The 26,351-nt window shown below is 70.0% G+C and carries 26 protein-coding genes; 15 read left to right on the top strand and 11 right to left on the bottom strand.

What is annotated here, in order from left to right:
* Positions 1-183: 183 nt before the first annotated feature.
* Positions 184-1,044 carry a DUF559 domain-containing protein gene (locus ABZX12_RS34575; protein WP_355699642.1) on the bottom strand — a complete coding sequence of 287 codons (861 nt, stop codon included), beginning with the start codon at positions 1,042-1,044 and terminating at the stop codon, positions 184-186.
* 168 nt (positions 1,045-1,212) lie between these two features.
* Positions 1,213-1,986: a DUF3027 domain-containing protein gene (locus ABZX12_RS34570; protein WP_355699641.1), complete on the bottom strand. Its 774-nt coding sequence runs from the start codon at positions 1,984-1,986 to the stop codon at positions 1,213-1,215.
* A gap of 118 nt (positions 1,987-2,104) precedes the next feature.
* Here ABZX12_RS34570 and ABZX12_RS34565 point away from each other — a divergent pair, with 118 nt between their 5' ends.
* Positions 2,105-3,955 carry an MFS transporter gene (locus ABZX12_RS34565; protein WP_355699640.1) on the top strand — a complete coding sequence of 617 codons (1,851 nt, stop codon included), beginning with the start codon at positions 2,105-2,107 and terminating at the stop codon, positions 3,953-3,955.
* 282 nt (positions 3,956-4,237) lie between these two features.
* Here ABZX12_RS34565 and ABZX12_RS34560 read toward each other — a convergent pair whose 3' ends face one another.
* The gene (locus tag ABZX12_RS34560) at positions 4,238-5,791 is read right to left on the bottom strand and encodes an MFS transporter (protein ID WP_355699639.1); all 1,554 of its coding nucleotides are present in this window, start codon (positions 5,789-5,791) and stop codon (positions 4,238-4,240) included.
* Positions 5,792-5,890: 99 nt separating this feature from the next.
* On the opposite strand from ABZX12_RS34560, the gene ABZX12_RS34555 reads away from it, so the two are divergent.
* Complete coding sequence (locus tag ABZX12_RS34555) at positions 5,891-6,625, top strand: TetR/AcrR family transcriptional regulator (protein ID WP_355699638.1); 735 nt, start codon at positions 5,891-5,893, stop codon at positions 6,623-6,625.
* A gap of 166 nt (positions 6,626-6,791) precedes the next feature.
* On the opposite strand, the gene ABZX12_RS34550 is transcribed toward ABZX12_RS34555, so the two are convergent.
* Together ABZX12_RS34550 and larE are read right to left on the bottom strand one after the other, a co-directional pair.
* Positions 6,792-7,175, bottom strand: coding sequence for a cold-shock protein (locus ABZX12_RS34550; RefSeq protein WP_355482957.1), 384 nt, complete (start codon positions 7,173-7,175; stop codon positions 6,792-6,794).
* A gap of 127 nt (positions 7,176-7,302) precedes the next feature.
* Positions 7,303-8,778, bottom strand: a complete 1,476-nt coding sequence (gene larE / locus ABZX12_RS34545; protein WP_355699637.1) for an ATP-dependent sacrificial sulfur transferase LarE — start codon at positions 8,776-8,778, stop codon at positions 7,303-7,305.
* A 132-nt stretch (positions 8,779-8,910) separates the two neighbouring features.
* On the opposite strand from larE, the gene ABZX12_RS34540 reads away from it, so the two are divergent.
* The gene (locus ABZX12_RS34540) at positions 8,911-9,540 is read left to right on the top strand and encodes a TetR family transcriptional regulator (protein WP_355699636.1); all 630 of its coding nucleotides are present in this window, start codon (positions 8,911-8,913) and stop codon (positions 9,538-9,540) included.
* Positions 9,537-10,484, top strand: a complete 948-nt coding sequence (locus tag ABZX12_RS34535) for a R2-like ligand-binding oxidase (RefSeq protein ID WP_355699635.1) — start codon at positions 9,537-9,539, stop codon at positions 10,482-10,484. The genes ABZX12_RS34540 and ABZX12_RS34535 overlap by 4 nt, the downstream gene beginning before the upstream one ends.
* Here the strand turns inward: ABZX12_RS34535 and ABZX12_RS34530 are convergent.
* Positions 10,458-11,615 carry an MFS transporter gene (locus ABZX12_RS34530; protein WP_355699634.1) on the bottom strand — a complete coding sequence of 386 codons (1,158 nt, stop codon included), beginning with the start codon at positions 11,613-11,615 and terminating at the stop codon, positions 10,458-10,460. The genes ABZX12_RS34535 and ABZX12_RS34530 overlap by 27 nt on opposite strands.
* 7 nt (positions 11,616-11,622) lie before the next feature.
* Between ABZX12_RS34530 and ABZX12_RS34525 the strand changes: the two genes are divergently transcribed.
* Positions 11,623-12,582 (top strand): LysR family transcriptional regulator, encoded by a 960-nt coding sequence (locus tag ABZX12_RS34525; protein WP_355699633.1) that lies wholly within the window; start codon positions 11,623-11,625, stop codon positions 12,580-12,582.
* A 36-nt stretch (positions 12,583-12,618) separates the two neighbouring features.
* On the opposite strand, the gene ABZX12_RS34520 is transcribed toward ABZX12_RS34525, so the two are convergent.
* Positions 12,619-14,241: an AMP-binding protein gene (locus tag ABZX12_RS34520; RefSeq protein ID WP_355699632.1), complete on the bottom strand. Its 1,623-nt coding sequence runs from the start codon at positions 14,239-14,241 to the stop codon at positions 12,619-12,621.
* Positions 14,242-14,394: 153 nt separating this feature from the next.
* On the opposite strand from ABZX12_RS34520, the gene ABZX12_RS34515 reads away from it, so the two are divergent.
* The 3 genes from ABZX12_RS34515 to ABZX12_RS34505 are packed head-to-tail and all read left to right on the top strand — an operon-like array spanning position 14,395 to position 16,923.
* A complete protein-coding gene (locus ABZX12_RS34515) occupies positions 14,395-15,858 on the top strand; it encodes a restriction endonuclease (RefSeq protein ID WP_355699631.1) in 1,464 nt (487 codons plus the stop codon).
* 58 nt (positions 15,859-15,916) lie between these two features.
* Positions 15,917-16,546, top strand: coding sequence for a nucleotidyltransferase domain-containing protein (locus ABZX12_RS34510; protein ID WP_355699630.1), 630 nt, complete (start codon positions 15,917-15,919; stop codon positions 16,544-16,546).
* Positions 16,546-16,923 carry a hypothetical protein gene (locus tag ABZX12_RS34505; RefSeq protein WP_355699629.1) on the top strand — a complete coding sequence of 126 codons (378 nt, stop codon included), beginning with the start codon at positions 16,546-16,548 and terminating at the stop codon, positions 16,921-16,923. The genes ABZX12_RS34510 and ABZX12_RS34505 overlap by 1 nt, the downstream gene beginning before the upstream one ends.
* Here ABZX12_RS34505 and ABZX12_RS34500 read toward each other — a convergent pair.
* Complete coding sequence (locus ABZX12_RS34500; protein WP_355699628.1) at positions 16,916-17,545, bottom strand: DUF6454 family protein; 630 nt, start codon at positions 17,543-17,545, stop codon at positions 16,916-16,918. The genes ABZX12_RS34505 and ABZX12_RS34500 overlap by 8 nt on opposite strands.
* A gap of 57 nt (positions 17,546-17,602) precedes the next feature.
* Between ABZX12_RS34500 and ABZX12_RS34495 the strand changes: the two genes are divergently transcribed.
* Genes ABZX12_RS34495 through ABZX12_RS34485 form a run of 3 tightly spaced genes read left to right on the top strand, consistent with a single transcriptional unit; the run spans position 17,603 to position 20,294 of the window.
* Positions 17,603-18,211 (top strand): SIMPL domain-containing protein, encoded by a 609-nt coding sequence (locus ABZX12_RS34495; protein WP_355699627.1) that lies wholly within the window; start codon positions 17,603-17,605, stop codon positions 18,209-18,211.
* Between the two features lie 60 nt (positions 18,212-18,271).
* A complete protein-coding gene (locus ABZX12_RS34490) occupies positions 18,272-19,507 on the top strand; it encodes an Nramp family divalent metal transporter (protein ID WP_355699626.1) in 1,236 nt (411 codons plus the stop codon).
* 19 nt (positions 19,508-19,526) lie between these two features.
* Positions 19,527-20,294: a metallophosphoesterase gene (locus tag ABZX12_RS34485; protein WP_355699625.1), complete on the top strand. Its 768-nt coding sequence runs from the start codon at positions 19,527-19,529 to the stop codon at positions 20,292-20,294.
* A 26-nt stretch (positions 20,295-20,320) separates the two neighbouring features.
* Here the strand turns inward: ABZX12_RS34485 and dmpI are convergent, their stop codons facing one another.
* Positions 20,321-20,503, bottom strand: a complete 183-nt coding sequence (gene dmpI, locus ABZX12_RS34480) for a 4-oxalocrotonate tautomerase DmpI (RefSeq protein WP_355699624.1) — start codon at positions 20,501-20,503, stop codon at positions 20,321-20,323.
* An 84-nt stretch (positions 20,504-20,587) separates the two neighbouring features.
* The gene (locus ABZX12_RS34475; protein ID WP_355699623.1) at positions 20,588-21,460 is read right to left on the bottom strand and encodes a LysR family transcriptional regulator; all 873 of its coding nucleotides are present in this window, start codon (positions 21,458-21,460) and stop codon (positions 20,588-20,590) included.
* A gap of 58 nt (positions 21,461-21,518) precedes the next feature.
* On the opposite strand from ABZX12_RS34475, the gene ABZX12_RS34470 reads away from it, so the two are divergent.
* Entirely contained in the window at positions 21,519-21,884 is a 366-nt protein-coding gene (locus tag ABZX12_RS34470) for a DUF427 domain-containing protein (RefSeq protein ID WP_355699622.1), read from the top strand.
* Here the strand turns inward: ABZX12_RS34470 and ABZX12_RS34465 are convergent.
* The gene (locus ABZX12_RS34465) at positions 21,848-22,621 is read right to left on the bottom strand and encodes an alpha/beta hydrolase (protein ID WP_355699621.1); all 774 of its coding nucleotides are present in this window, start codon (positions 22,619-22,621) and stop codon (positions 21,848-21,850) included. The genes ABZX12_RS34470 and ABZX12_RS34465 overlap by 37 nt on opposite strands.
* A 108-nt stretch (positions 22,622-22,729) precedes the next feature.
* Here ABZX12_RS34465 and ABZX12_RS34460 point away from each other — a divergent pair, with 108 nt between their 5' ends.
* Genes ABZX12_RS34460 through ABZX12_RS34450 form a run of 3 tightly spaced genes read left to right on the top strand, consistent with a single transcriptional unit; the run spans position 22,730 to position 26,315 of the window.
* Positions 22,730-23,512: a GNAT family N-acetyltransferase gene (locus ABZX12_RS34460; RefSeq protein ID WP_355699620.1), complete on the top strand. Its 783-nt coding sequence runs from the start codon at positions 22,730-22,732 to the stop codon at positions 23,510-23,512.
* A complete protein-coding gene (locus ABZX12_RS34455; protein WP_355699619.1) occupies positions 23,509-24,030 on the top strand; it encodes an AAA family ATPase in 522 nt (173 codons plus the stop codon). Before ABZX12_RS34460 ends, ABZX12_RS34455 begins: the two co-directional genes overlap by 4 nt.
* Positions 24,031-24,032: 2 nt before the next feature.
* Positions 24,033-26,315 carry a helicase-associated domain-containing protein gene (locus ABZX12_RS34450; protein ID WP_355699618.1) on the top strand — a complete coding sequence of 761 codons (2,283 nt, stop codon included), beginning with the start codon at positions 24,033-24,035 and terminating at the stop codon, positions 26,313-26,315.
* Positions 26,316-26,351: the final 36 nt, after the last annotated feature.

Genomic DNA, 26,351 nt, shown 5'->3' with positions numbered 1-26,351 from the left:
AGGACTCAACGTCCAGGAGGTCTAGAGTGCTCACCCACCGGCGGCCTACCAGCTACCGAGTCTGCCCGACGGCGACCCGATAACTCTCATTAGGAAGTGTCGCCCAGCAGCGCCAACTCGCACGCTCGGCCGACCGAGCGGCTCACCGTAGTGGCCGTATACGTACTGTCGAGTTGCAGAGCTTCACCCGCCGAGCCGCTGCGCCAGGGCAGCGCGAACGGTGGCAACTACCCAGGCCGGGTCCCCGATGATCTGCTCGTAGGTAAACCTGAGTACCAGCCAGCCTGCCGCGTTCAGCTCGTCGTACCGGTAGCAGTCGGCGGCGAAGTCCCGTCGTGAACCGTGGAACTCGAAGCCCTCGGCCTCCAGAGCCAACCGCGCCAGGCGATGTCCGAGGTCGACCCGGGCGTGAAAACCTTCGTGTGACACGAGCACCTGCGGCTCGAAACCCTCGACGCCCGCGTCGATCAGGAGCGCCCGGAGCATCGACTCCAGGAAACTCCCGGACAACGGCGTCGCCACGGCCGCGACCCGGCGCGCGTTCGGACAACCGGCACCGCGCATCGCTGACGCCTCGGCAAGTAACTCCTCCAAGGCCAGCTTCTGAGTAGCCAGAGCGGCATCGGCGACAGCAAGCGCCTCGCCGAACGGGAGCATCCGCGAGCAGTCGATGACGGTGCGGGGCAGGTACGTGATCCGGCCCTCCCGCTCGGGCGAACTGACATCGGCCCAATGCAGCACTGCAGGCGGACCTGATCGCGGACGGCGGTGCGGCGGCAAGATCAGATGAGGCTTCTCGGGTAACACCAACAGCGGAAGGCCGGACGCCGCAGCGGCGCTGACGTGCGAGAGGACGCCGTCGTAGGCCAGCACCGCCACCGTGTCCGCAGGGAGGCCGGGCAGTGCGTAGACCCCGAGCGCGATCCGCTGGACGTCCCCACGCGCAAGAGCCTTCGCGACAGCATGGCGCGTGACCACGCCGGCCAACTCCGACGCAGTGGCCCAACCACCCCGCCGCGCAAGGACCTGCTCGACCGATTCCACCCCAGGATGGTGCCTGAATCCGCCTGTCGGACGCGGTCCGTCATCCACAGGCGGCAGCTGGACAGGAGGTGTCGCTCAGAAGCACCAGCCGGCACGCTCAGCCCTCCGGCCATCGGCCCGCAGTGGACGTATACGTACTGTCGAGCTGCCGAGAACCCGAGCTGCTGGTCAGGTCTCCAGTTCGAGGGTGTCGTAGCCGGTGGTGTCGAAGGCGTGGTCGGGGGTGGGGGGTTCGGTGATGTCGATGGTGGCGTCGGAGTGGGCGCCGCAGCCGTAGTCGTAGGCCACGACGCGGGCCTCGCCGGGGGCCATCTCGTTGGCGCAGACGCCGAAGGCCTGGCCGAGGCTGTCGGCGAGGCGGATCCAGTAGCCGCAGGAGTAGCACTTGTACGGCACGGCCTGGGCGATCGCGGACGTCGGCCCGAAGTCGCCGGCGTACCACCGCTCGGCCGCCTCCTCCCGCCCGATCGGCGAGAGCACGCGCTCGCGGCCGAGGCCGAGCTCCTCGACGACCGTGAGCACCTCCTCCGGCGCGTCGGCGGTGTCGGTGAACCCGGGCTCCAGGCGCGGGTCGTCGGCGTGGGTCGGGAACAGGTCGCCGGGGCGCAGGTCGCCGGGCTGGACGCGCTCCGACCACGGGATCCACTCCGGCGCGACGACGGCCTCGTCGCCGGGCAGCATCACGACCTCGTTGATCGTGACCGTCTTCGCCCGTGAGGCGCGGGTCACCGTGACAGCCCACCGCCAGCCGCGGTACCCGGGGTGGGTGGAGGCGAAGTAGTGCGTGACGAGGCGCTCGCCCTCGACCGAATGACCGAGGTGCTCCCCGACCTGCGCGGCGCCGGCCTCGGCGATCGCGGCCTCACGTGCCGGTTCGACCGCCGCGACGCAGACGGCGTCGGGCTTGGCGCGTACCGGTTCGGGGGTTCTGGCGGGAGTCACAATCGCCCATTCTCGCACGCCGTCCGCAGTACTCCGAACCGCCGTCACCCGGGCCGCCGCGCACCGCTCGTACGCGCGGTGCCTGCGGTCTGTCCCCGGCACGAGGCAGGATGGTTCCATGCAATCCCCCGACTCGTCCGACGCGAACCGCGGCGATCCCGCCGGCGGCGCGCCACGCGCCGGCGCGAAGAGCGCGGGGAAGTCCGCGGGCGAACGGTTCAGCGACGCTCGGGGGCGGGTGGGAAGCGCCGGCAAGAAGGTCGGGCATGCCTCGAAGGTGGGCGCGGAAGGTGTCGCGTCGGCGTCGAAGAAGGCTGCGGAGGTCAGCGGGAAGGTCGGTCGCGCGACCGGCCGCCGGATCCGCGGGCTGACCAGCGCCCAGGGCGCGGGTGAGTCGGGGCTGTCCCGGCTGATCGAGCTCGGCGCGGTGAACGCGGCGGGTGACACGGCGTTCGCGGTGTCGCTGGCGGGGACGGTGTTCTTCACCGTGCCGAGCGGCGAGGCGCGCGACCGGGTGGCGCTGTTCCTGGTGCTGACGATGGCGCCGTTCGCGTTGATGGCGCCGCTGGTCGGCCCGATCCTCGACCGCTTCCGCCACGGCCGCCGCTGGGCGATCGGGGCGACTCTCGGCGCCCGCGCGTTCCTGGTCTGGGCCCTGGCCTCGTCGATCGCCGGCCACGGCTCCGCCTGGCTGTATCCGGCGGCGCTCGGCTGCCTGGTCGCCTCCAAGGCGTACGGCGTCACGCGCGCCTCCGCTGTACCGCGGCTGCTCCCCAAACAAATCACCCTCGTCACGGCGAACTCCCGGATCTCCCTGGCCGGTGTCGCGGGCGCGACGATCGGCGCCGGGATCGCGGCCGCGTTCGCCGCGATCGGGCCGGAGTGGTCGCTGCGCTGGGCAGCGCTGGTCTACATCGTCGGCCTGATCCTCGCGATCCGGCTGCCCGCCGCGGTCGACTCCCCTGCCGACGAAGAGGTGACCGGTACGGCGGGGCGGGATGCCCGGCGCCGCGCGATCACCGCCGCCGTCGCCCGCGGGATCCGGTGCAACCTGGGCCTGCGGTTCGTGTCCGGGTTCCTGACCATGTATCTGGCGTTCCTGCTCCGCGACCAGCCGGTCAGCGGGGTCAAGGGCGCCGTCGCGGCCGGGGCGGTGGTGGCCGCGGCCGGGCTCGGCAACAGTCTCGGCACCATCCTCGGGTCGTTGCTCAAGGCCCGTAAACCGGAAGCGGTCGTGCTCGTGGTGCTGATCGCGGACGTGACCGTCGCGGTCGCCGTCGCGGTGCTGTACGGCCTGCCGATCCTGATCACCCTCGGCCTGGTGGCCGGCCTGTGCAGTTCGCTCGGCAAGCTGTCACTGGACGCGATGATCCAGCGCGACGTGCCGGAGTCCGTGCGGACGTCGGTGTTCGCGCGGTCCGAGACGGTGCTGCAGCTCGCGTGGGTGATCGGCGGCGGCTGCGGGATCGTGCTGCCGCTGATCCCGCGCCTCGGGTTCGGCTTCCTCGCGGGCGTGCTGCTGGTGGTCGTCTTCGTCGTACTGCGGATGCGGCCGAGCTCCCGGACGACCCCGGGGCCGCTGCGCCCGGGCGGTCTCGGCGGCCCCCGCACCGATGCACACACCAAGCCGCATACCGCGGCACACCCGCACGACCGCGATCGCGACCCGTCGTACGAGGGCGATCACCACGCGGACAGCACGACCCGGACGATCCTCAGCGTCGCCGAGCAGCGGGCCAACCGCCAACGCCGCTCGAGCTCGCACGACGAGCCCACCGTCGAGTGGCGCACCGGCGACCGGAAGCCGCCGCCCGAGCAGCCCATCGGCCGCTGGTGGAGCGGCCAGCCCGAGGACGACGAGAACACCGGCGAGAACCCGCAGCCCTGGTCCGAGGAACCCACCGAGGAGCGCAACCGCAGCCCGTTCAAACGCCGCCCCGGCAGCAACCCCCGCCGCCCTCCGCGCTGACAGACGCCGACAGACGCCGACAGGCCCCCGCCGCCCTTCGACGTCTCAGGGGTCAGCCCCTGCGCCGGTTGGTTGACCCCTGAGAATCTCGCGGCCTAACCCACCAGCTCAGGGGCCGACCCCTCAAACGTGGTGAAGCCGCATGACGATCGCGCGGTACGGCGGGCGCGGGCGAAGGCGGCGCGGATACCGGCTTCGAATCGGTCGCGCGAGGCCCTGACAGGAGCAAAGCCATACGTGAAGCGGCGGCCGAGTGGGGTTCACTCGGCCGCCGTTCGGGCGTCAGGCGGACGGGGCTGATTCCGCCTCCTCGGCCGCCGGCTCCTCGGCGGGAGCACTCGCGTGGCTGGTGCCGCGGAGGGTGAGAGTGGCGCCGACCGCGGTGACGAGCAGCAGGACGGCGCCGACCAGAGCGACCACGCTCATGCTGTGGGTGAAGGCATGGCGAGCGGTGGCCAGGACGGTGTCGGCCACCTGCGCGGGCAGCTGCGCGGCTGCGGCGGTCGCCGCGGGCAGCCCCTCGCGAACCGGAGCCGCGACGCCGGCCGGCAGGTCGGACGGGACGTCGGCGCGGTAGACCGCAGTGCCGATCGAGCCCAGGACGGCGATCCCGAGCGCGCCGCCGAACTCGGCGCAGGTCTCCATCACCGCGGACGCCGAGCCGGCCCGCTCCGGCGCGACCGAGCCCACCACCGCTTCGGTCACCAGGGTCATCACCATCACCAGACCGGCCGCCAGCAGACCGGCGCCGAGCAGCGGCACCACCAGCGACGAGTCGACCTGGATCCGGGTGAGCACGCCGTACCCCGAAGCCGCGAGCACGAACGCTCCACCGATCACGTAGGCGCGGTCCATCTTCCCGGCCAGCGCGGTGGCGAGCGGAGCCGCGCCGCCGACCAGGACCGACGGGGCCAGCGACCACAGCGCGGCCTTCAACGGCGAGAGACCGTGCACCAACTGCAGGTACTGGGTCAGGAACACCGCGTTGCCGACGAGCGCCAGGGTGCCGATGGTGTTCGCCGCCAGCGACCCGCTGAACGCGCGGTTGCGGAACATCGACAGGTCGACCATCGGGTTCTTCGCGGTCCGCTGCCGCTGGACGAACAGCACCCCGAACACCAGCCCGGTCACGATCGCCGCCACCGGCAGTGCGGACACACCGTGCGCTGCCAACTCCTTGATCCCCCAGATCACCGGCAGTACGGCGGCCAGCGACAGCACTGACCCGAGCAGGTCGAACCGCCCGCGCACCGGAGCCTTGAACTCGGGCAGCAGCACCGGCGCCAGCACGACCAGCAGGACCATCGCCGGAGTGTTGATCAAGAACACCGATCCCCACCAGAAGTGCTCCAGCAGGAACCCGCCGAGCACCGGACCGAGGGTGATCCCGCCCATCATCACCGCGCTCCAGAACGCGATCGCCTTCGACCGCTGCTTCGGGTCGTGGAACATGTTCCGGATCAGCGCCAGGGTGGATGGCATCAGGGTCGCGCCGCCGATCCCGAGCAGCGCGCGGGCCGCGATCAGCTGCTCGGGGTTCTGCGCGTACGCCGCCGCGACCGAGGCGAGCCCGAAGCCGATCGCGCCGAACAGCAGCAACCGGCGGCGGCCGATCCGGTCGCCGAGCGACCCCATGGTGATCAGCAGGCCGGCCAGCACGAACCCGTAGATGTCGAAGATCCACAGCTGTTCGGTCGCGTCGACGCCGAGGTCCGCGCTGATGAACGGGACCGCGAAGTACAGCACCGACACGTCCATCGAGACCAGCAGCAGCGGCAGTGCGAGCACGCCGAGCGCGATCCATTCCTTGCGGCCCGCCCGTTCAGTGGTCCCCATGACGCCCCTCCGGTTTATCTGTATATGACGCACACTGTGTGCGGCATACACAGACCATACACAAGACTGTCTATGCTGTAAACAGATAGACTGCGGCGCATGGACGAGAGCGAGCTGCCGAGGGTCTTGCAGCAGTTGTGGGGTATCGAGGGGCGCAGCCGCCCGGGGCCGAAGCCGGCCTTCCACATCAGCGACATCGCGCGGGCAGCGATCAAGCTGGCCGACGTGGGCGGGCTCGCGGCGGTCTCGATGAGCAAGGTGGCGGCCGAGCTCGGCTTCACCACGATGTCGCTCTACCGGTACGTCGACGCCAAGGACGACCTGTACGTCGTGATGCTCGAGCACGCCTTCGGCGACCCGCCGGCACTCGACCCGGAGACCGGCTGGCGGGCCCGGATCACCGCCTGGGCCGAGGCGTTCCGCGACGGGCTGCGGCGGCACCCGTGGATCCTGCAGATCCCGGTCCAGGAGCCGCCGCTGTCACCGAACCAGCTGGCCTGGATGGAGTCGGGACTGGACGCGTTCGCCGGGACGCCGCTCACACCGCCGGACCGGCTGTCCGCGATGCTGCTGGTGAACATCTACGTCCGCGGTACGGCGCAACTCACCGCGCACATGCTGACCGACCCCGACGCCGTCCGCGCGGCCGACAGGCTCTACACCGAGCGCCTCACGATGCTCGCGACGCCGGACCGCTTCCCCGGGATCGCGGCGACCCTCGAGCAACCGCTCGACGAGGGCTACGCGGGCGACTTCGACGCCGGAGAGTTCACCTTCGGCCTGGACACGGTCCTCGACGGCATCGAGGCCCGCATCACCCGCGCACCCCGTTGACCCGCTCAACCCCATGTGCCTGGCTGACCCAGCAAATGTGGTGGGTGGACGTCCCACAGGATGGGTTTGCGCCGGATATTTCGGTCGCCAACCCTGCATCTCGGCCGCCAACCCACCAAATGCGGCGCTCCGCAACCCCGCGGCCCCGGGTGCGCCTGGCTGCGGGTCAGTAGTCGAGTTTGTCGGCGACGCCGCGCAGGACGGTGGCGACCTGGCGGGCGGACTTGTTGTCGGGCTGGCGGCCGCGGCGGTAGTTCTCGCCGAGGCGGTCGAGGAGCTTGATCAGGTCCTCGATGACGACCTGCATCTCCTCCGGCTTCGGGCGCATCGCCTTGGCCACCGACGGCGGCGGGTCGATCAGCCGGACCTGCAGCGCCTGCTCGCCCTTGCGGCCCTCGACGACGCCGAACTCGACCTTTTGACCGGGCTTCAGGTTGGTCACACCCGACGGCAAGGCCTCGGCGCGGACATAGACGTCCCCGCCCTCCTCCTTGCTGAGGAATCCGAACCCCTTCTCGGAGTCGTACCACTTCACCTTGCCAACGGGCACGGCAACCTCTTCAGTCGATCGTCGGAAGCGACAGGGCCGTGAGGCCCGATCAGGAAACCCAGCGTACGTGACACCGCGCGACGGCGCCTCCGGGAAACTACCTGATCGAGCAGCCTCCCCGCACCCCTTACAGGTTCCGGTATTTCTCCGGCTCCGCCAGCCGTTCGTTCATCGAGCCGGAGCGGAACCCGCGCGGGTCCACCTGCGCGGCCGGGAACCCTTCGGCCATGACCGCATTCACGAGCGCTTCGTGGTCCACGCGGTCCAGCAACGCGGCGTCGATCTCGATCGAGGCGGTCTCCCCGAGGTCCCGGACGCGCACGTTCTGCACGCCGTACGACGTGAGGTGCGCGCGGACCGCCTGCTCGGCGCGGTCGACCCGGACGAGCAGGTTCGGGGTGATCCGGATGCCGTACGCGATCCGGCTGGACAGGCAGGCCGCGGCGGGTTTGTCCGACGTCTCCAGACCCCAGCTGCGCGACGCTGTCCGGATCTGCGCCTTGGTCAGCCGCGCGTCCTTCAGCGGCGTCAGCGCGCCCCGCTCGAAGGCGGCCCGGATGCCCGGCCGGAACCCGGCGATCGCGTCGTCGGCGTTCGTCCCGGTCGCGATCGCGGTGATGCCGAAGTCGTCCGCGATCGGCTGCAGCGTCTCGACCAGCTCGGCCTTGCAGAAGTAGCACCGGGCACCCGAGTTCGCCTGGTACCCCTCGCGCTCCATCTCGTGCGTGTGCGGCGTGACGTGCCGGACCCCGAGCGCGTCCGCGAACCGCGCTGCCGGCTCCAGCTCCGCGGCCGGCAGCGACGGCGACACCGCGGTCGCCGCGACCACGTTCGCGGGGCCGATCGCCCGGGCCGCGGCCGCGAGCAGGAACGCCGAGTCGGCGCCGCCGCTGAACGCGACCACCATCTTCTCGTATGACGACAGCCGCCGCATGAGCGCTTCCAGCCGCTGCTCGAGCACGTACGCGTCGAGCCAGGCGGGGAATTCGGTCAGGTCGTTCAGCACGACGTCGGCGCCGTACGCGCGCAGCTCGTCCGCGGTGAACGGGCCGGTCGCGACCGACACCGCGAGCGCACCGGCCGCATGCGCGCCGTCGATGTCGGCGGTGTGATCGCCGACGAAGATCGTGGCCCGGTGCTCGCGCAGCGCGGTCCCCTTCTCGGCGCCGTGCAGGTCGCCGACCGGCTCGTCGACATCGAGCCCGAGGTGCTCCAGATGCAGCCGGACCGACGGGGTGTGCTTCGCGGACACGACCATCGTCCGCCCGCGCAGCGCCCGGATCGCGGCCAGCGACTCGGCGACGCCCGGCAACGGCAGGCTGCCGGTGATCGCGTGGTCCGGGTAGTGCTCGCGGTACCGCGCGACCATCGTGTCGACCTGCTCGGCCGGGAACCAGTTCGCCATCTCCCAGGTCAGCGGCGGCCCGAGCCGGCTCACCACCAGGTCGGTGTCGATCGGTACGCCGGTCTCCGCGGCCAGCAGGTCCCAGACGGCCTGGATCCCTGGGCGAGAGTCGATCAACGTCATGTCCAGGTCGAACCCGACCACCAATTCCGGCACGTCGGCGGTATCGGGAGCGGGTTCAAGAGCGGCGGTTGACACGTCCCCAACCCTACGTGCTCCCGCCGGCGGCGCGACTCCGCAGTCCGCCGTCGACCGCGCACGCACTTGACAAACTAAGACACAGTGTCCGAGCACTTGACATCAGGAACATTTTTGTAAACCCTCGTCCGCATGGACTCGTTTGCCGATCGGACCAAACGCCGACTGCGGGACGAGTTGCTGGACGCTGCGCAGGACGCCATCGAGACAGGTGGGTACGACGGGCTTCGGATGGCCGAAGTGGCCCGTCGGACCGGGGTGTCCCGGCAGACCGTCTACAACGAGTTCGGCGACAAGTGGGGCGTCCTGGAGGCCGTCGCGGCGCGCGAGACCGAGCGGTTCCTGCTGGATGTGAACGCGGCGCTCGCCGGGCAGCCAGACCGGGGTGGTGGGGCGGGGAAGGAATCGGACTGGGCCCCGATCGACGGCCTCCGGGCCGCCGTGGAGCGGGCGCTCACGCTGGCCGGGGAGAACCCGCTGGTGAAGGCGGCGCTGGGTCAGCCGGGATCGGACCAGGCCAGTCAACTGCTGACCACACGGGGGCAGCAGGTGCTGGAGCTGGCACACCTCCGACTGGATGCCCATGTCAGGGAGCACTGGCCGGAGGTGCCTGCGGAAGACGCGACCAGCTGCGTCGACGTCGCCTTGCGCGTCGTCATCAGCCACATCGTCACCCCCGGCCCTCCCCCGGCGGTGGTGGCGGCGCAGCTGGCTCGTGTTCTGTCACCCTTCCTCGCCGAATCCCGGAGGCAGCACGTATGAACGACCTGCACAGGCAAGGCTTCAGCTCGCTCAAGGCCGGCGGCCTCAACTGGGACGCGATGCCGTTGCGGCTGTTCGACAAGGGCAACCGCAAGTTCTGGAACCCGCGCGACATCGACTTCAGCCAGGACGCGAAGGACTGGCAGGAGCTGAGCGACAACGACAAGGACAACGCGTTGATGCTCTGCTCGCAGTTCATCGCCGGCGAGGAGGCGGTGACCGAGGACTTGCAGCCGTTCCTGCAGGCGATGGCGGCCGAGGGCCGGTTCGGCGACGAGATGTACCTGACCCAGTTCTGCTTCGAGGAGGCCAAGCACACCGCGGTCTTCCGGCTCTGGCTGGACGCGGTCGGCGTCACCGAGGACCTGCACCGCTACGTCGAGAACAACCCGGGCTACCGCGCGATCTTCTACGAGGCACTGCCGGTCGCGCTGAAGTCGCTGGCCGACGACCCGTCGCCGGCCAACCAGGTCCGCGCGTCGGTGACCTACAACCACGTGGTGGAAGGGACTCTGGCGCTGACCGGCTACCACGCGTGGAACCTGCTGTGTACGTCGCGCGGCGTGCTGCCGGGGATGCAGGAGCTGATCCGCCGGATCGGTGACGACGAACGGCGGCACATGGCGTGGGGCACGTTCACCTGCCGCCGGCACGTCGCCGCGGACGCGTCGAACTGGAAGGTCGTCACCGACACGATGGAGGAACTGCTCCCGCACGCGCTGGTACAGATCCAGTGGGCGCTCGACAACTCGCCGGAGTTGCCGCCGGAGATCAACCCGACGGCCCTGATGACGTATGCCGGTGATCGCGCCACCCGCCGGCTCGGCGCGATCGAGTCGGCGGTCGGCGCGGACGTCGCCGGGATCGATCTCGACTACTCGCCGGAGAAGCTCGAGGACGACTTCGGCGAGGAGGACTCAGCCGCGCTGGCGGCGGTTCGCTAGCAGGACGAGCAGCGCCGCGGTCGCCAGGACCGCAGGCAGCCAGGTGACCGCCGTCGTACCGAGGCGGTCGGCGCACTGGCCGCCGGTGAAGGCGCCCAGTGCGATCGCTCCGTTGTACACCCCCACCAGGACAGCGGACGACGATTCGGCGGCACCGGGCGCCGCCGCGTGCCCCCAGGCCTGGGTGCTGACGCTCGTCCCGCCGTACGCGAGACCCCAGATCACCAGCAGGACAAGGGATCCCGCGACCGTCGTACCGATGAGAGGCATCGCCAGCGCGGACAGCGCGATGCCGCCGGCGATGACGGCCAGGGCCCGGGACGGGCGGAGGGCGCCGGTGAGGAAGTTGCCGATGACACCCGCCACGCCGTACGCGAGCAGGAAGGTCCCGATCAGCGCCGGACCGGTGTGCGGTTCGAGGAGCGGGCGGATGTAGGTGTACGCCGCGAAGTGGCCGGTCACGATCAACACGACCAGCACGAGGCCGACGCGGACCTGCTGGATCTGCAGGACATCCCGTACGTCCTTCCAGCCCACCGCCTTCTCCGGTGCGAGCGACGGAAGGTGGAAGGTCAGCGCGACCGCCAGCGCCAGGGACAGCACGCCGACACCTGCGAACGCCCAGCGCCAGCCGAGGAGTTCACCGACGTACGCGCCGGCCGGGATGCCCAGCACCGAAGCGATTCCGATGCCGCTGAAGATGAGTGAGGTCGCAGGACCGGCTGCATGCTCGGGGACGACGCGGCGGGCCAGGCCGATGGTCAGCGTCCAGACACCGCCGATCGAAAGGCCTATCAGGACTCGCGCTGCGATGAACAACCAGTAGACCGGCGCGATCGCGACGACGAACGACCCGAGGGCGAGCAACACCATCAACCCACCGAGCGCTGCCCGGCGGTCCAACCTGCCCAGCGTAAGCGGCAGCACGGGCGCGGCCACGGCCGAGACAACGCCCGTTGTCGTGAGTGCGAGGCCTGCGGTGCCTTCTGTCACCTGGAGGGATTCGCCGATCGGCGTGAGCAGGCCGACCGGAAGCATCTCGGCGGTCACCACGGTGAACACCGTCACGGCCATCGTGATCGGTGCGGCCCATCCCCGGGTGACTGTCTCGTCGGCGCAGATCGTCGTCATACCTCCAGTGAGCCGTCCCGAGGAGGTGCGGAACAACGGCGATCTGGTCATGCTTGTATTAGCTGAGCTCATCGATCGGAGGTACGCCGTGGCTGTCGAGATCCGTGAGCTGGAGTGCTTCCTCGTCCTCGCCGACGAGCTGCACTTCGGCCGTACGGCGGAACGTCTGTACCTCTCGCAGAGCCGCGTCAGTCAGCTGCTGCAGGCGCTGGAGCGACGGATCGGCGGGCCGCTGTTCGAGCGGACCAGTCGCCGGGTGGCGCTGACCCCGCTGGGCAAGGAGTTCCTGACGTCGTTGCGCCCGGCGTACGTCGCCCTGGAGCGCGTCGTCGAGAATGCCCGCGAGTACGCCGCCTGCGTCAAGGGTCAGCTCCGGATCGGCTTCCAGGGCACGGTGAACGACGAGATCCTGAACGCGGTGTCGGCCTTCCAGTCGCGCAACCCGAACTGCCTGATCGACGTCTGGGAGCTCCCGATGAACGACCCGTTCAGCGCCCTGCGGCGCGGCGACGTCGACGCGGCCGTGGCGCTGCTGCCGATCGCGGAGGACGACCTCGTGGTCGGACCGATCTTCTCCAAGGTGCCGCAGACCCTCGCGGTGTCGAAGCGGCACCGGCTGGCCGGCCGCCCGTCGGTCGACGTGGAGGATCTGGCCGGCGAGACCCTGATCGGTTTCTCCGGCCCGGCCCCGACCTACTGGCGCCTGACCCAGGCCCCCACCCAGACCCCGGCCGGATCACTGATCCATCGCGGCCCCGAGGTGCGCACCTTCTCCGAGGGCCTCTCACTGATCGCCGCCGACCGCGGCGCGATGCTCGTCTGCCAGGCCACCGCCAGCCGCAACCAGCGCGCCGACATCATCAGCATCCCGCTGACCGGCGTACCCGACTCGGCTCTCGCCCTGACCTGGCGCCGCGGCGAGGAAACCCTTGCATTACAGGCGTTCGCCGAACACCTGAAGGACTAGGGCGTGCAGGCGCGGCCTTCGGCGCGGGGTCGCTGCTCAGTTCAGTCCGAGCAGCTCGACGGACTTCTCGCGCATCTCGACCTTGCGGATCTTCCCGGTGACCGTCATCGGGAAGTCGTCGACGAGCACGACGTACTTCGGGATCTTGAAATGCGCGAGCTTGCCGGCGGCGAACGTCCTGACCGCGTCGGCGTCCAGCGGGTCCGCGCCGGGTTTGAGCTTGATCCAGGCGCAGAGCTCCTCGCCGTACTTCTCGTCGGGGACCCCGATCACCTGGACGTCGGCGATCGCCGGGTGCGTGTAGAGGAACTCCTCGATCTCGCGCGGGTACACGTTCTCGCCGCCGCGGATGACCATGTCCTTGATCCGGCCGACGATGTTCACGTAGCCGTCCTCGCGCATCGTCGCGAGGTCACCGGTGTGCATCCAGCGGGCCTGGTCGATCGCCTCCGCGGTCTTGTCCGGCTCGTCCCAGTACCCGAGCATCACCGAGTACCCGCGGGTGCACAGCTCGCCGGTCTCGCCGCGGTCGACGACCAGCCCGGTCGCCGGGTCGACCAGCTTCACCTCGACGTGCGGCATCACCCGGCCGACGGTCGACGTCCGGCGGTCCAGGTCGTCGTCGCGCCGGGTCTGCGTGGACACCGGCGAGGTCTCGGTCATCCCGTAGCAGATCGCGACCTCGGCCATGTGCATGTCGGCTACGCAGCGCTTCATCACCTCGACCGGACACGGCGATCCGGCCATCACCCCGGTCCGCAGGCTGGTCAGGTCGTAGTCCGCGAAGCCCGGCAGGCCGAGCTCGGCGATGAACATCGTCGGTACGCCGTACAGCCCGGTGCACCCTTCGTCCTGGACGGCCTGCAGCGTGGCCGCCGGATCGAACGCCGGCCCCGGGATCACCATGCAGGCGCCGTGCGTGGTGCAGCCGAGGTTGCCCATGACCATGCCGAAGCAGTGGTAGAAGGGCACGGGGATACACAGGCGGTCGTCGGCGGTGAACGCGATCGTCTCGGTGACGAAGAAGCCGTTGTTCAGGATGTTGTGGTGGCTGAGCGTCGCGCCCTTCGGGAACCCCGTCGTACCGCTGGTGTACTGGATGTTGATCGGGTCGTCGAAGGACAGCTCCGCCTCGCGGGCGTGCAACTGGTCGAGCGGGATCCGCGCCGCGTCGTCGCGCAGCGCGTCCCAGTCGCCGGTGCCGAGGTAGACGATCTGCTCGAGGGCGGCGCAGTCGGGCTTCACCTCGTCGACCATCGCCCGGTAGTCGCTAGTCTTGAACTCGGTCGCGGAGACGAGCAGCCGGACCCCGGACTGGTTCAGCGCGTAGGACAGCTCGTGGGTGCGGTACGCCGGGTTGATGTTCACCAGGATCGCGCCCATCAGCGCGGTCGCGTACTGGGTGATCGTCCACTCGGCCTGGTTCGGCGCCCAGATGCCGACCCGGTCGCCCTTCGCGATGTTCCGGGCCATCAGGCCGCGCGCGACCAGTTCGACCTCGGCGCCGAACTCGTCGTACGTCCAGCGCCGCCCGGTCTGCACCTCGACGAGCGCCTCGCGGTCGCCGTACGTGTGGATCGTGCGTCTCAGGTTCGCGCCGATCGTCTCGCCCAGCAACGGAACCTCGAACACCCCGGACGCATACGACGGCTGGCTCATAGTTGCCATCGTCACGCTCGCCAAATGCGTCTGCAAGTGCACGCGCGGCAGGAAACGAGGGGTGGACGGCAAGCAATGTCCTTACCAACTCTGCGTCACATCGGTCGCGGAGCGTGCTGGGACCGTTACCTTGGAGTGGAGAGGTGTGAGGCGATGGGCCGATCCGTGGAAGGTCACGCCCGCAGCGACCGTCCGCCCGGGCGTACTGCCGAGGCGGCGCAACGTACCGCTGCGGTGCAGGAGCGCGTCCAGGTCCTCGGCGGCATCCTCGCCGGCGCGCTGGCGGTCGACGTCCACGGCACCGAGCTGCAGACCCTGAAGCGGGCGGCGCGGCGCGCGCCGCCGACCGTGTCGACGGCCGATCTCGAGGCGCATCCCGGACCTGTCTGGGATGCGTTCGTGCCCCAGGCGCCGGGCCGGTTCCGGTGGTGGGGCGCCGAGCGCCGGTTCGCGCGCCGGCTCGCCGATGCGGAGGACCGGTTCGCGGAGGCGATCGAGCGGCACCGGGCTTTTGAGGAAGCCCGCAAGGAGCGGGTGGCACGAGCGCTGCGGGAGCAGGTCGAGCACCAGCGCCGGCTGGACGAGGCGACCGCGGAGCAGCATGCGCGGATCGACGCGTACGAGCACGCGGTCCGCACCCGCGACCGCGCTGCCGTGACGCGGTACTTCACCCGGGCGCTGGACCGGGTGCCCGAGCCGCTCGACTTTCCGCGCCGGCGCAAGGTCGGGTACGTCCCCGAGTCGACGCTGCTCGCGGTGGAGTGGGACCTGCCCGACGTCAGCGCCGTACCGGCCGAAGCCTCGTACCGCTACGACCGCTCGCTGGATGCGGTGCTGCCGGTCATGCGGGAGCCGCTGGAGCTCCGACGGCTGTACCAGCAACTGGTGGCGCAGCTGGCTCTGCGCGCGCTGCACTTGGTGTTCGGGAGCGACAGGTACGGCGTGGTCGAGACCGTCGTGTTCAACGGGATGGTCGAGTCGGTCGACCTGACGACCGGGCAGACCGTGCGGCCGTGCCTGATCACGTTGCGGGCGACGCGGGAGCAGTACCAGGCGCTGGTGCTCGACCAGCTCGATCCGGTGGCGTGCGTGCGGCACTACTTCGCTGCTGAGGTGTCACGGCACCCGGAGGAGTTGCAGCCGGTCGAGCCGGTGCTGGAGTTCGACCTCGCCGACCCGCGCACCGTCGAGGCGGTCGACGTGATCAGCGAGATCGACGCCCGCCCGAACTTGTTGGATCTCACCCCCGAGGCCTTCGAGCATCTGGTGCACAACCTGCTCACGCGGATGGGGCTGGAGACCAGGCTGTTCCGGCGCGGGACGGACGGCGGGATCGACTGCGTGGCCTACGACCCGCGCCCGATCACCGGCGGGAAGTTCGTCGTCCAGGCGAAGCTCTGGACCCGCACCGTCCCACCGTCCGCCGTCCGCGATCTCTTCGGCACCGTCGTCGACGCCGGCGCCACCAAAGGCATTCTGATCACCACCTCGGGCTTCGGCCCCACCAGCTACCAGTTCGCCAACGGCAAACCCCTCCAACTCATCGACGGCACCGCCCTACTGGCCCTCTGCCACCACCACGACATCCCCGCCCGCATCATTCCGCGGGCCAGCTGACTATGTTCTGAAAAGTGGACATATGCTTGATATAGTGGGCAATGGAGGTGGACTGCGGATGCGCTTCTCCGAGCCGATGTCCAGTGTGGTGCCGGGGCTGCACGGCCGGGTTCTCGGCGTGCTCGCCCGAACCGATCGCGCGTTGACCGGCCGGGCCGTAGCCGGGCTCCTGCAGTCTCCAGCTAGCCCTAGCGGCGTCCAGAAGGTTCTGGCCGACCTGGTCGACAACGGCGTCGTCATCGCCGAGCCGGCCGGTCGCGCCCGGCTCTACACGCTCAACCGGGATCATGTCGCGGCACCGGCGATCGATCAGCTCGCACGACTCCGCGACGTCCTGCTCGACCGGATCAGGGCAGAAGCCGAGGCATGGGAGATCCCTGCGAAGGCGATCTGGCTCTTCGGTTCTACCGCCCGGGGGCAAGGCGACGCCGGCAGCGACGTCGATCTGCTGATCGTCCGGCCGGACGACGTCGACGCGTCGGATCCTGTGTGGCTCAGGCAGGTCGACACACTGTCGGCACACGCGAGTCTGTGGTCCGGCAATTCCTGTGAGGTTGTCGAATACAGCGGGCAAGAGGTGCGCGACCTCATCAGTCGCAAGGAGCGCATCGTCAACGAACTCCGGCGCGACGCCGTGCCGATCACCGGCAGCACTCCACGGCAAACCCTCGACCGGAAGGCCGGTTAGTGCCTGCACTCGACGAAGCCCGGGCGCACCTGGCGAAGGCTCGCGAGTTTCTCGACGCCGCAGACCTGACCAATGACCTCGAGCTCTACAACGCGGCGGCGGCCAACGCCGTGACCTCAGGCATCAACTCCAAGGATGCAATCTGTCTGGCTCTCACCGGCCGGACCAAGAAGTCCGACAACCACGCCGAGGCGATCGCTGAGCTCAAGGGTGCCGGACCGGCGGGCCGGGACAGCAGCGCGTCGCTGTCCCGGCTGCTGAGGCTCAAGTCCAAGTCGCAGTACCAAGCGACCTCGGTGTGTGCCGCAGACGCGGCCAAGAGCATCGATTGGGCCACCCGGCTGCTCGAGACGGCGAAGACCGTCACGCCTACTTGAGCGGGGACTCGTAGATCTGGAGTTCGGTGCCACCGGGGTTTTCGCCGTCGTCGGGGGCTGTGTAGAGGCGGAGGGTGGTGGGGGTGGTTTCGAGGGCTACCGGGTTTCGGGTGGCATTGTGGTTGGTGGTTGGGGAGAAGTACGGGAACGGGATCTCGTGCAGGATGCGATTGGTGCGGAGGTCCAGGAGGGCCAGGCCGCCGAGGTCGTACGACGTGTTGTTGGGGCCGGGCAGGGTCGTGACGCCGCCGCAGAGCTGCTTGCCGCGAGCGGCGTAGTCGCAGTCCTGGTAGTCGAGCAGGTGGGACTCGTTGGCCATCTTGCCGAGCTGCTTGCCGGCGGGCGTCCAGTCGTAGAGCGTGCGGGAGCCCCAGCTCACCCCGTGGACCTGACCGGTCGTCCGGTCGCGCACCACTCCCCCGACGTGGTCCTGCACCCGGAAACGCTCGGTGACGCGGTAGGTCTTCGGGTCGACCGTGTAGACGATCGCCCGCGAGTTCGGCCGGTACTCCGCCGCCGGCACCCACACGTCCTTCCCGTCGAAGTCCAGCCCGCCCGGGTGGTACGCCGTACCCTCACCGACCCGGATGTCCTTCTTCAGATTCCCCTGCCGGTCCAGCACGAAGACATGCCCAGATGACTTGCAGGTGATGCCAGACTGACCGTTATGGATGCTGGGGTGACTGTTGTCGGGTCGGGGCAGGTCAGTGGTGCGCCGGATGTGTTGCGAGCGACATTCGGGGTGGAGGCGTTCGCACCGGACGTGGCGACTGCGGTCGCGCGAGTCGGCGAGCTCACTGAGGCTGTGACCGCGGCGTTGCATGGTCGGGGTGTCGTGGAGTCGCAGCTCGGCACGAGCGCGGTGAACGTGTTCCAGCACTTCAGGGAGCCCGGTACGGACGTGGGGTTCCAGGCGTCACACATGATCCAGGTCGAGACGAAGGACCTCACGGGGTTCGGCGCGCTACTGAACGCGGCGGTCGATGCTGCGGGCAACAGTCTGACCCTGAACGGGCTGCAGTTCGACATCGAGGACAAGTCCGAGCTGCTGACGCAGGCCCGGGAACTCGCTTTCCAGCAGGCGCGTACCAAGGCCGAGCACCTGGCCGCCTTGGCCGGGTTCTCGCTCGGATCGGTCACCGCGATCGCGGAGACCCAGAACGCGTTCCCGATCCGGTACGCGGCGTCCGCCGCGGGCCGGAAGGCGAACTTCGACGCCGCGATCAACGTCACTCCGGGCGACAGCAGCGTCGAGGTCACCCTGGATGTGCACTTCGCCTGGGCGTAACTCGCGTCTCAAAACGCGCACAGGGGTTGCGCGCTGGGTACAGACAGAGAGACTTCTCTCATGTACGCACCGGCACCGCTGCGGCGGCAACTGAGTCGGTCCGGGCTGTTACTGCTCGGGCCGGCGTTCGTGGCTGCCGTCGCGTACGTCGACCCCGGTAACTTCGCCACCAACATCGCCGCCGGTGCGACGTACGGTTACCTGCTGTGCTGGGTGGTGGTCGGCGCCAACCTGATGGCCGTCCTGGTGCAGTACCTGGCGGCCAAGGCCAGCATCGCGACCGGGCGGACGCTGCCGCAGCTGTGCCGCGACGAGTTCCGGCGCTCGACGTCGACCGGGCTGTGGGCGCAGGCCGAGGTGGTGGCGGTGGCGACCGACCTGGCCGAGGTGGTCGGCGGCGCGATCGCGCTGAACCTGCTGTTCGGCGTACCGCTGCTGGTCGGCGGCGTGATCACCGGTGTGGTGTCGTTCGCGCTGCTGGTCTACCAGTCGAAACGCGGCCAGCGGCCGTTCGAGGCCGCGATCATCGGCCTGCTCGCCGTCGTACTGGTCGGCTTCGTGGTGTCCACCGTGAAGTCGGACCCGTCGGCCGGCAGCGTCGTCGGCGGCCTGGTGCCCCGGCTGGACGGCACCGAGTCGCTCGTACTGGCGGCCGGCATGCTCGGCGCGACCGTGATGCCGCACGCGATCTGGCTGCACGGCGCACTGGTGACGGACCGGCACTGGAAGACCATCCGCTCCGAGAACGGCAAGTCCCGCGTGCTGCGGGCCACCCGGCTCGACGTCGCGGTCGCGATGGCGCTTGCCGGGGCGGTCAACCTGGCGATGGTCGTAGTGGCCGCGGCTGCCCTGAAGGGCACGGGCGCCGACTCGCTCGAGGCGGCCCACGTCGCGATCGGTGACCGGCTCGGTCAGCTGCCGGCCCTGCTGTTCGCGTTGGCGCTGCTCGCCAGCGGCTTCGCGTCCTCGTCGGTCGGGACGTACGCCGGTTCGGTCATCCTGGACGGCTTCTGGCAGCGTCACGTCCCGCTGCCGGTGCGGCGCCTGATCACCCTGATCCCCGCGCTGCTCGTCCTTGCGATCGGTATCGACCCCAGCCGCGCACTGGTGGTTTCGCAGGTGGTGCTGAGCTTCGGCATCCCGTGCGCGCTGTGGCCGTTGGTGAGATTGACCGCCTCCCGGCGCGTCATGGGCGACTTCGTCAACCGCCGGGCGACTACTCTCGCGGCATGCCTGGTAGCCACCGCCGTCACGGCCCTCAACGTCGTACTGATCGTGCTGACGCTGCGGGGATGACGTGACCCGGGTGTACGCCGTGAGCGACATCCACGGCCACCTGGAGAAACTGACCGCCGCGCTGCACGCCGCCGGCCTCACCGATGCCGACGGCAACTGGGCGGGCGCGGACGTCAGGCTGTGGTTCCTCGGCGACTTCTTCGACCGCGGCCCGGACGGGATCGGCGTCCTGCGCTCCGTGCGCGGCCTGATCGACCAGGCACCCGACGGCGCGGTCCGGATGCTGCTCGGCAACCACGAGATCCTGGCGCTCGGGATGTACAAGTTCGGCGACACGTTCGTCCCGCACGAGGGCCTCACGCTGCGCAGCTTCGAGCGTTCCTGGGCCCTGAACGGCGGCCAGGACCGCGACCAGGAGCTGCTCACCGACGACGACGTGGCCTGGCTGCTCGACCGGCCGATGCTCGGCCTGGACGCCGACCAGCTGCTGATGCACTCCGACACCGCCGAGTACGTCGAGTGGGGCGACACGATCGACCAGATCAACGCCGCGGCCCGGGCCGAGCTGCACTCCGACGACATCGAGGTGTGGTGGGAGATCTGGCGCCGGATGACGTCGCGGTACGCGTTCCGCGGCCCGAGCGGTCCCGAGGTGGCCCGGATCATGCTGCAGCATCTCGGCGGCCGCCGGATCGTGCACGGCCACAGCATCGTCGCCGACCAGCTCGGCATCGACCCGCAGTTCCTGACCGGGCCGCACCTGTACGCCGACGGTCTGGCCCTGGGTATCGACGGCGGCGCCTTCGACGGCGGCCCCTGCCTGGTCGTCGAGCTCACCGCGGACTGACCCGACGACCGCAGGCAGGGCTGGGTTCACTTGTCGGCGGTGAGCGTGCCGCCGATCGCCCAGCTCTCCGGCGGGGTCTCCTGGATCCAGACCTGGACGCTCTCGGCCGGGACGCCGAGGCTGTCGACGAACGCGTCGGTGACCTTCTGGACCAGTTCGCGCTTGAGTTCCGGGGTCCGCGGACCCTGCAGGACGGTGACGACAGGCATCGGATTTCCTTTCGTTGACGGCTTCTGAGCCCATTCCAGTCGCCAGAGCCGCCGCGAACGAGACGCAGTTGCGATGTCCTCCGATCACTCGAACTGATCGGACGCCCTCCGGCAGGCCTCCAGCAGTACGGCGAGGTCGCCGCCGACCGTCGCACCGGCCGGGACCGCCAGGCTGGTGGTCAGCGCCAGCCGTGGGTGTGGTCTGCGGAAGACGACGCGTCCCTCGCGGAGCAGGCGGGCGTGGGACTCGTAGATGACGGTCCAGCTCGGGGCGCCGGCGCCGATCGCGGCGTGGGTGTCCTGCAGGTTGTTCGAGCGCGGGCCGAGGACCGGTTCGAAGCCGGCGGCGGCGCAGGCCGACAGGACCAGGTCGACCAGCGGCGGGTTCGTGCGGCGGTCGGTGATCCTCAGGGGAAGTTCGCGAAGATCGGTCAGGTCGACGTCGTGCCCCGGCGCGGCAGTCCTGGGCAGGGCGATCAGCAGGTCATCGTCCCAGACCGGGACGAACTCCAGGCCGGCTGCCGCATCCGTGCCGCGGACGAAGGCCGCGTCGAGCTGGCCGGCCTTCACCCGCTCCAGCCGGGCGCGCGTCGACGTACTCTCCAGCTCCACGTGTAGGCCTTCGGACGAAAGCTCCGCAACGACGACCTCGAGCCGTTCGCCCAGTCCTGTGCTGGTTCCGAGCCGGAGGCGGCGGGTGGGAACGGCGGTGGCGGCGGTGCGGGCGTGTTCGACGGCGGCCAGGACGGAGCGGGCGGCGGGGAGGAAGCGCTGGCCGGCCTCGGTGAGGCGGACGGCGCGGGCCGAGCGGTCGAAGAGCTGGACGTCGAGCTCGCGTTCCAGACGGGCGATCTGCTGGCTCACGCCCGGTTGGCCGATCCCGAGCTGCTCCGCGGCGCGGCCGAAGTTCAGCAGCTCCGCGACGGTGACGAAGTACTGGATCTGTCGGAACTCCATCCGCCGATCATCGCCGATCCGGGGAATGGCGCCGGGCCGGGCGGGGTTGTCAGCGGTTATGGCGGACAAGACTGTGAAGATTCCCGGACCGGACCACCCGATCACCGTGCGCAAGAACCCGGACCGGGTGGTCGTGAAGGTCGGCGACGTGGTGATCGCGGACACCCGCGACGCGCTGTCGCTGCAGGAGGCGAACTATCCGGCCGTGCAGTACATCCCGCGCGCGGACGTCGACTTCACGCGACTCGAGCGCACCGAGCACCAGACCTACTGCCCGTACAAGGGCGACGCGTCCTACTACTCGATCCTGCCGGACCTGGTGAACGCCGTCTGGACCTACGAGCAGCCGTACGACGCGGTCGCGGACATCCGCGAGCACGTCGCGTTCTACCCGGACAAGGTGTCCATCGAGATCATCGCCTGAATCACCGGGGCGAGCACCTCCGGCGGTACGACGTGGTGGTGGTCGGGGAGCTCGATGAGCGTCGCGTTCGGCAGGATCGAGACGATCCGGTGGGCCGCGTCGAGCATGAACGGCGCGGTCGCGGTCCCGGCGACCACGAGGGTCTGCTGCGTGACCGCACGGAGCGTCTCTACCGGTGTGTTGGCCTCGTGGGCCATCACAGCGAAGTCGTACGCGAGCGTCGGCGCGAGCTCCGCGACGCCCGGTAGCGCGGCCACCTCCAGCGCGTCGGGCTGTGGCGCACCGGTCATCAGCATGAACAGCTCGACGGCCTCCCGGTTCCGGCCCTCGCGGATCAGTTCGAGCACCCGCTCGCCGTCGTCCGTCGGGTCCACGTCGTCGGGTCCGTACGGCGGCTCGTGCAGCACCACCTTCGTGAACGGCAGCTGACTCGCGGCGATCGCCGCCAGGCCGGCGCCGGACGAGTGCCCGTAGACCGCGGCCGTACCGCCGAAGGCAGTCAGTAGCGCGGCGAGGTCTTCCACCTCGCGCTGGACGTCGTACGGGGTGCTGTCGCCGGAGTCCCCGCGGCCGCGGCGGTCGTACGTCACCACGTCGCAGTCGCCGGCCAGCTCGTCGGCCAGCGGCCTGAGCGCGTGCCGGTCGCACAGCGCGCCCCCGACCAGGACCAGCGGGTGCCCGCTGCCCAAGCGGTCGTAGGCGATCGTCGTGCCGTCCGCTGACGTCACTTTCTCCATCTGATGCTCCTCGCTCGTCGTGGCTGACGTAGGGAACGTCGGAGCCGGACGGCGCACTTCGACATAGTCGGTGGCGCTTGGGCTGCCGGGGTGGTTCACTGCTTCGCGATGATCACGCGAGTCGACGACTACCTGCACAAGGTTCCCTTGTCCGGCGCGGTTCCCGAACAGGTCGGGCCGTTCACTTTGTTCCGCAGTACGACGATCTGGCCGTACTACGCACGCCCGGTGCCCGGTTCGGGCGCGACGATCCAGCCGGCTGACATCGAGCTCGTGCGGGAGCGGTGTGCCGAGCTGGAGATCCCGCTGAGCTTCGAGTGGGTCGTGGAGACCTGCCCGTCGTTGGGTCCGGCAGCCGCGGCAGCCGGCCTCACTGTGGTCGAGCACCCCCTGCTGGTGCTGGAGCGCGCGGACTTCCGTCCTGCCGTGGCAGATGCCCGCTGCGAGATCATCTCGGCGGACGAGGGCCCGGTACGACAGGCCCGTGCGGTCGCCGGGCTCGCATTCGGTGAGCCAGGCACAGCTGTTGGCTCGGCCGGGCCGGCAGAGCGGGACGCCGCGGCTGCAGGGATGGCGGCCGACACAGTAGCGGCCCTGCAGGATCGGATGCGGCGTGGAGTCTCTGTGACGGCCAGCGCGTTCACCGACGAGGGCATGGTCGCCAGCGGGACTCATCAGCCGGTCGGCTCCATGACGGAGATCGTCGGCGTCGGCACGCTGCCGTCCATGCGCCGGCGTGGCCTGGGTGCCGCAGTGACCTCGACACTGGTCGAGCACGCGCTGGACAACGGTGTGGACGTCGTACTGCTGTCCGCCGAGTCGGATGCGGTCGCAGCCGTCTACGAACGCGTCGGCTTCCACCGGATCGGACACGCCGGAGCAGCTGAGTGACAGGGAGTCCGGACACCCGCCTGGTCGTGCTGCGCGGCAACTCGGGCTCCGGCAAGTCCACCACTGCCCGAACGCTGCGCGAACGCCTCGGCCGCGGTACGGCGTGGGTCGAGCAGGACCACATCCGCCGCATCCTGTTGCGCGAGCACGACCACCCTGCCGGGGTGAACATCGGGCTCATCGACACCAACGTCCGCTACGCGCTCGACCACGGGTACGACGTGGTGCTCGAGGGCATCCTGGACGCCGCGCGGTACGGCGACATGCTGCGCCGGCTCACCACGGACCACCGCGGCACGACCCTGCACTACTACTTCGACATCCCGTTCGCGGAGACCGTGGTTCGGCACGGGACGCGGGACCTGCCCGGCGTCAGCCCCGAGATGATGCAGGACTGGTACCGGGAGCGCGACGTACTCGACGGCGTCGAGCAGACCGTGATCGGCCCGGACAGCACGCTGGACGAGACCGTGGCGAAGATCCTGACCGACCTCGGCGCGGATCCCGTACCGTTGTAGGGATGAGCACGACCGAGCCCACCCGCCCCCGTACCCTCGCCGAGGCGTTGCGGGGCTGGGGTGATGCCGCGCTCGGTGAGCTGCTGCGGCGGCGGCCGGATCTGGCGCTGCCGATCCCCGCGGACACCGGGCAGCTCGCGGCGCGGGCGACGAGCAACGCGTCCGCGGCGCGGGCGATCAACCGGCTCGACGAGTTCGGTGTGGACCTGCTGGAGTCGCTGTCCGCGCTGCCGGAGCCGGTGGACCTGGAGGCGCTGGCGCGGGGCGTCGGCCAGCCGGTGGAGGTCGTTCAGCCGCGGGTCGCCGAGCTGCTCGACCTCGCCCTGGTCTGGGGAGCCGAGGACGACCTGCGTCCGATCCGTGCGGTGCACGAGCTGCTCGGACCGACGCCGGCGGGACTCGGCCCGAGTACGACGCGGCACTTCGGTGATCTGGACAAGCTGATCGAGGACGCCGGGGCGGACGCGCGCGCGGTCCTCGACAAACTGACCTGGGGTCCGCCGACGGGCTCGGTCGAGAAGGCCGACCGGCCGGTGACGATCGCGTCGGCGCGCACTCCCGTGGAGCGGTTGCTGGCGCGCGGTCTCGTCGTACCCAAGGACGCGAACACGGTGGTGCTGCCGCGGCAGATCGGTCTGCACCTCCGCGGTGGGCGGGTGCTGGCGTCGACGCGTCCGGTGCCGCCGCCGCTGGACGGCAAGAAGGTGTCTGCCACCATCGCGGACCGGGCCGCTGCCGGTGCGGCTCTGGACCTGGTGCGGTTGGTGGACCGGGCACTGGAGCAGTTGGGCACGGAGCCGCCGCCCGTCCTGCGCACGGGTGGCGTCGGTGTCCGTGAGCTGCGCAGTCTGGCCGGGAAGATCGGCGCCGAGGAGCACACCGCCGCGGCAGTGCTCGAGATGGCGTACGCCGCTGGGCTGGTAGCAGCGGTTGAGGTCGGTACGAGCGAGCTGTGGCTGCCGACCAGTTCGTACGACGACTGGCTGGAGCTGGACCTGGCGCATCGGTGGGCTCAGCTCGCCATGGCCTGGTTCTCAGGTCTCCGCGCGATCGGGCTGATTGGCCGGCGCGACAGCACAGGTAGTACTGCGGCTGCGCGCGAGAGGTTGATCAACGCACTGGCACCCGATCTGGAGCGGTTGCTGGCGCCGGAGATCCGGCTACTGGCGTTGCAGGCGCTGGCCGAGGCCGGTCCGGGGACTGCGCCGGCTCCGGAGACCGTCGTGACCTGGGTGGCTTGGCATCGCCCACGACGCGGCGGGCAGTTCCGGGACGACCTGGTCGAGTGGAGCGTGTCCGAGGCCGCCCTGCTCGGGCTGACCGGGTTGGGCGCGCTGGCGTCGCACGCTCAGCCTTTGCTGGGAGCTGAGCCGACGGCCGACGAGTTGGCCGAGGCGATCAGTCCGCTGATGCCTGAGCCGGTCTCCGAGGTGCTGTTGCAGGCCGACCTCACCGCAGTTGCCCCCGGGCCCCTGGTGCGTACGGTGCAGGACGAGCTGTCGGCGATGGCGGACGTGGAGTCGGACGGCGGTGCCGGCGTCTACCGGTTCAGTGAGAGCTCGGTACGGCGTGCGTTCGACCTCGGACGGACCGCGGAGCAGCTGCACACGTGGCTCGCAGAGCATTCCCGGACCCCGGTGCCGCAGCCCTTGGCGTACCTGATCGACGACGTTGCGCGGCGCCACGGCGTACTGCGGCTCGGGACTGCGTCGACGTACCTGCGCTGTGACGACGAGGCCGTGCTGACCCAGCTGCTCAACTCGAATCTGCCCGGTGTGCGGTTCCGCCGGCTGGCACCAACTGTGGTCGTGTCGCCGTCACCGCCGGACATGGTGCTGAGCAGGCTCCGGGACGCCGGGCTGGCGCCGCTGGCGGAGACGTTCGACGGATCGGTGCATGTGACCGGCGCGCCGCGCCGCGGCGAGGCACCGCGTCGTCGTACCAGCAGGGACTTCAACGAGAGCGCGTTCGACCTGACGGACGACCAGGTGAAGGCAGTCATCGAGAAGGTCCGGGCCGGTGACCGCATCGCCGCCGAGCGTCCCGGCGACGACGGCCTGATCGAGCCCGCGGCCCCGGCGGAGACCATCGCCGTGCTCACCAACGCCGCCGAGGCGCACACCCGCACCTGGATCGCGTACGTCGACCACAACGGCCACTCCTCCGAGCGCATCGTCGAGCCGGTCCGCGTCGCCGACGGCTGGCTCACCGCGTACGACGACACCACCGACAACCCCCGCACCTACGCGCTGCACCGCATCTCCGCGGCCAGGGCGGTCGAGTGACCTGAGCCGTTTTGGCGGAGGAGGCACAATGGAGGG

It is taken from the genome of Kribbella sp. NPDC003505 (assembly GCF_040610875.1).
Classification (GTDB): Bacteria; Actinomycetota; Actinomycetes; order Propionibacteriales; family Kribbellaceae; genus Kribbella.
This window is presented reverse-complemented; position numbering and strand designations above follow the sequence as displayed.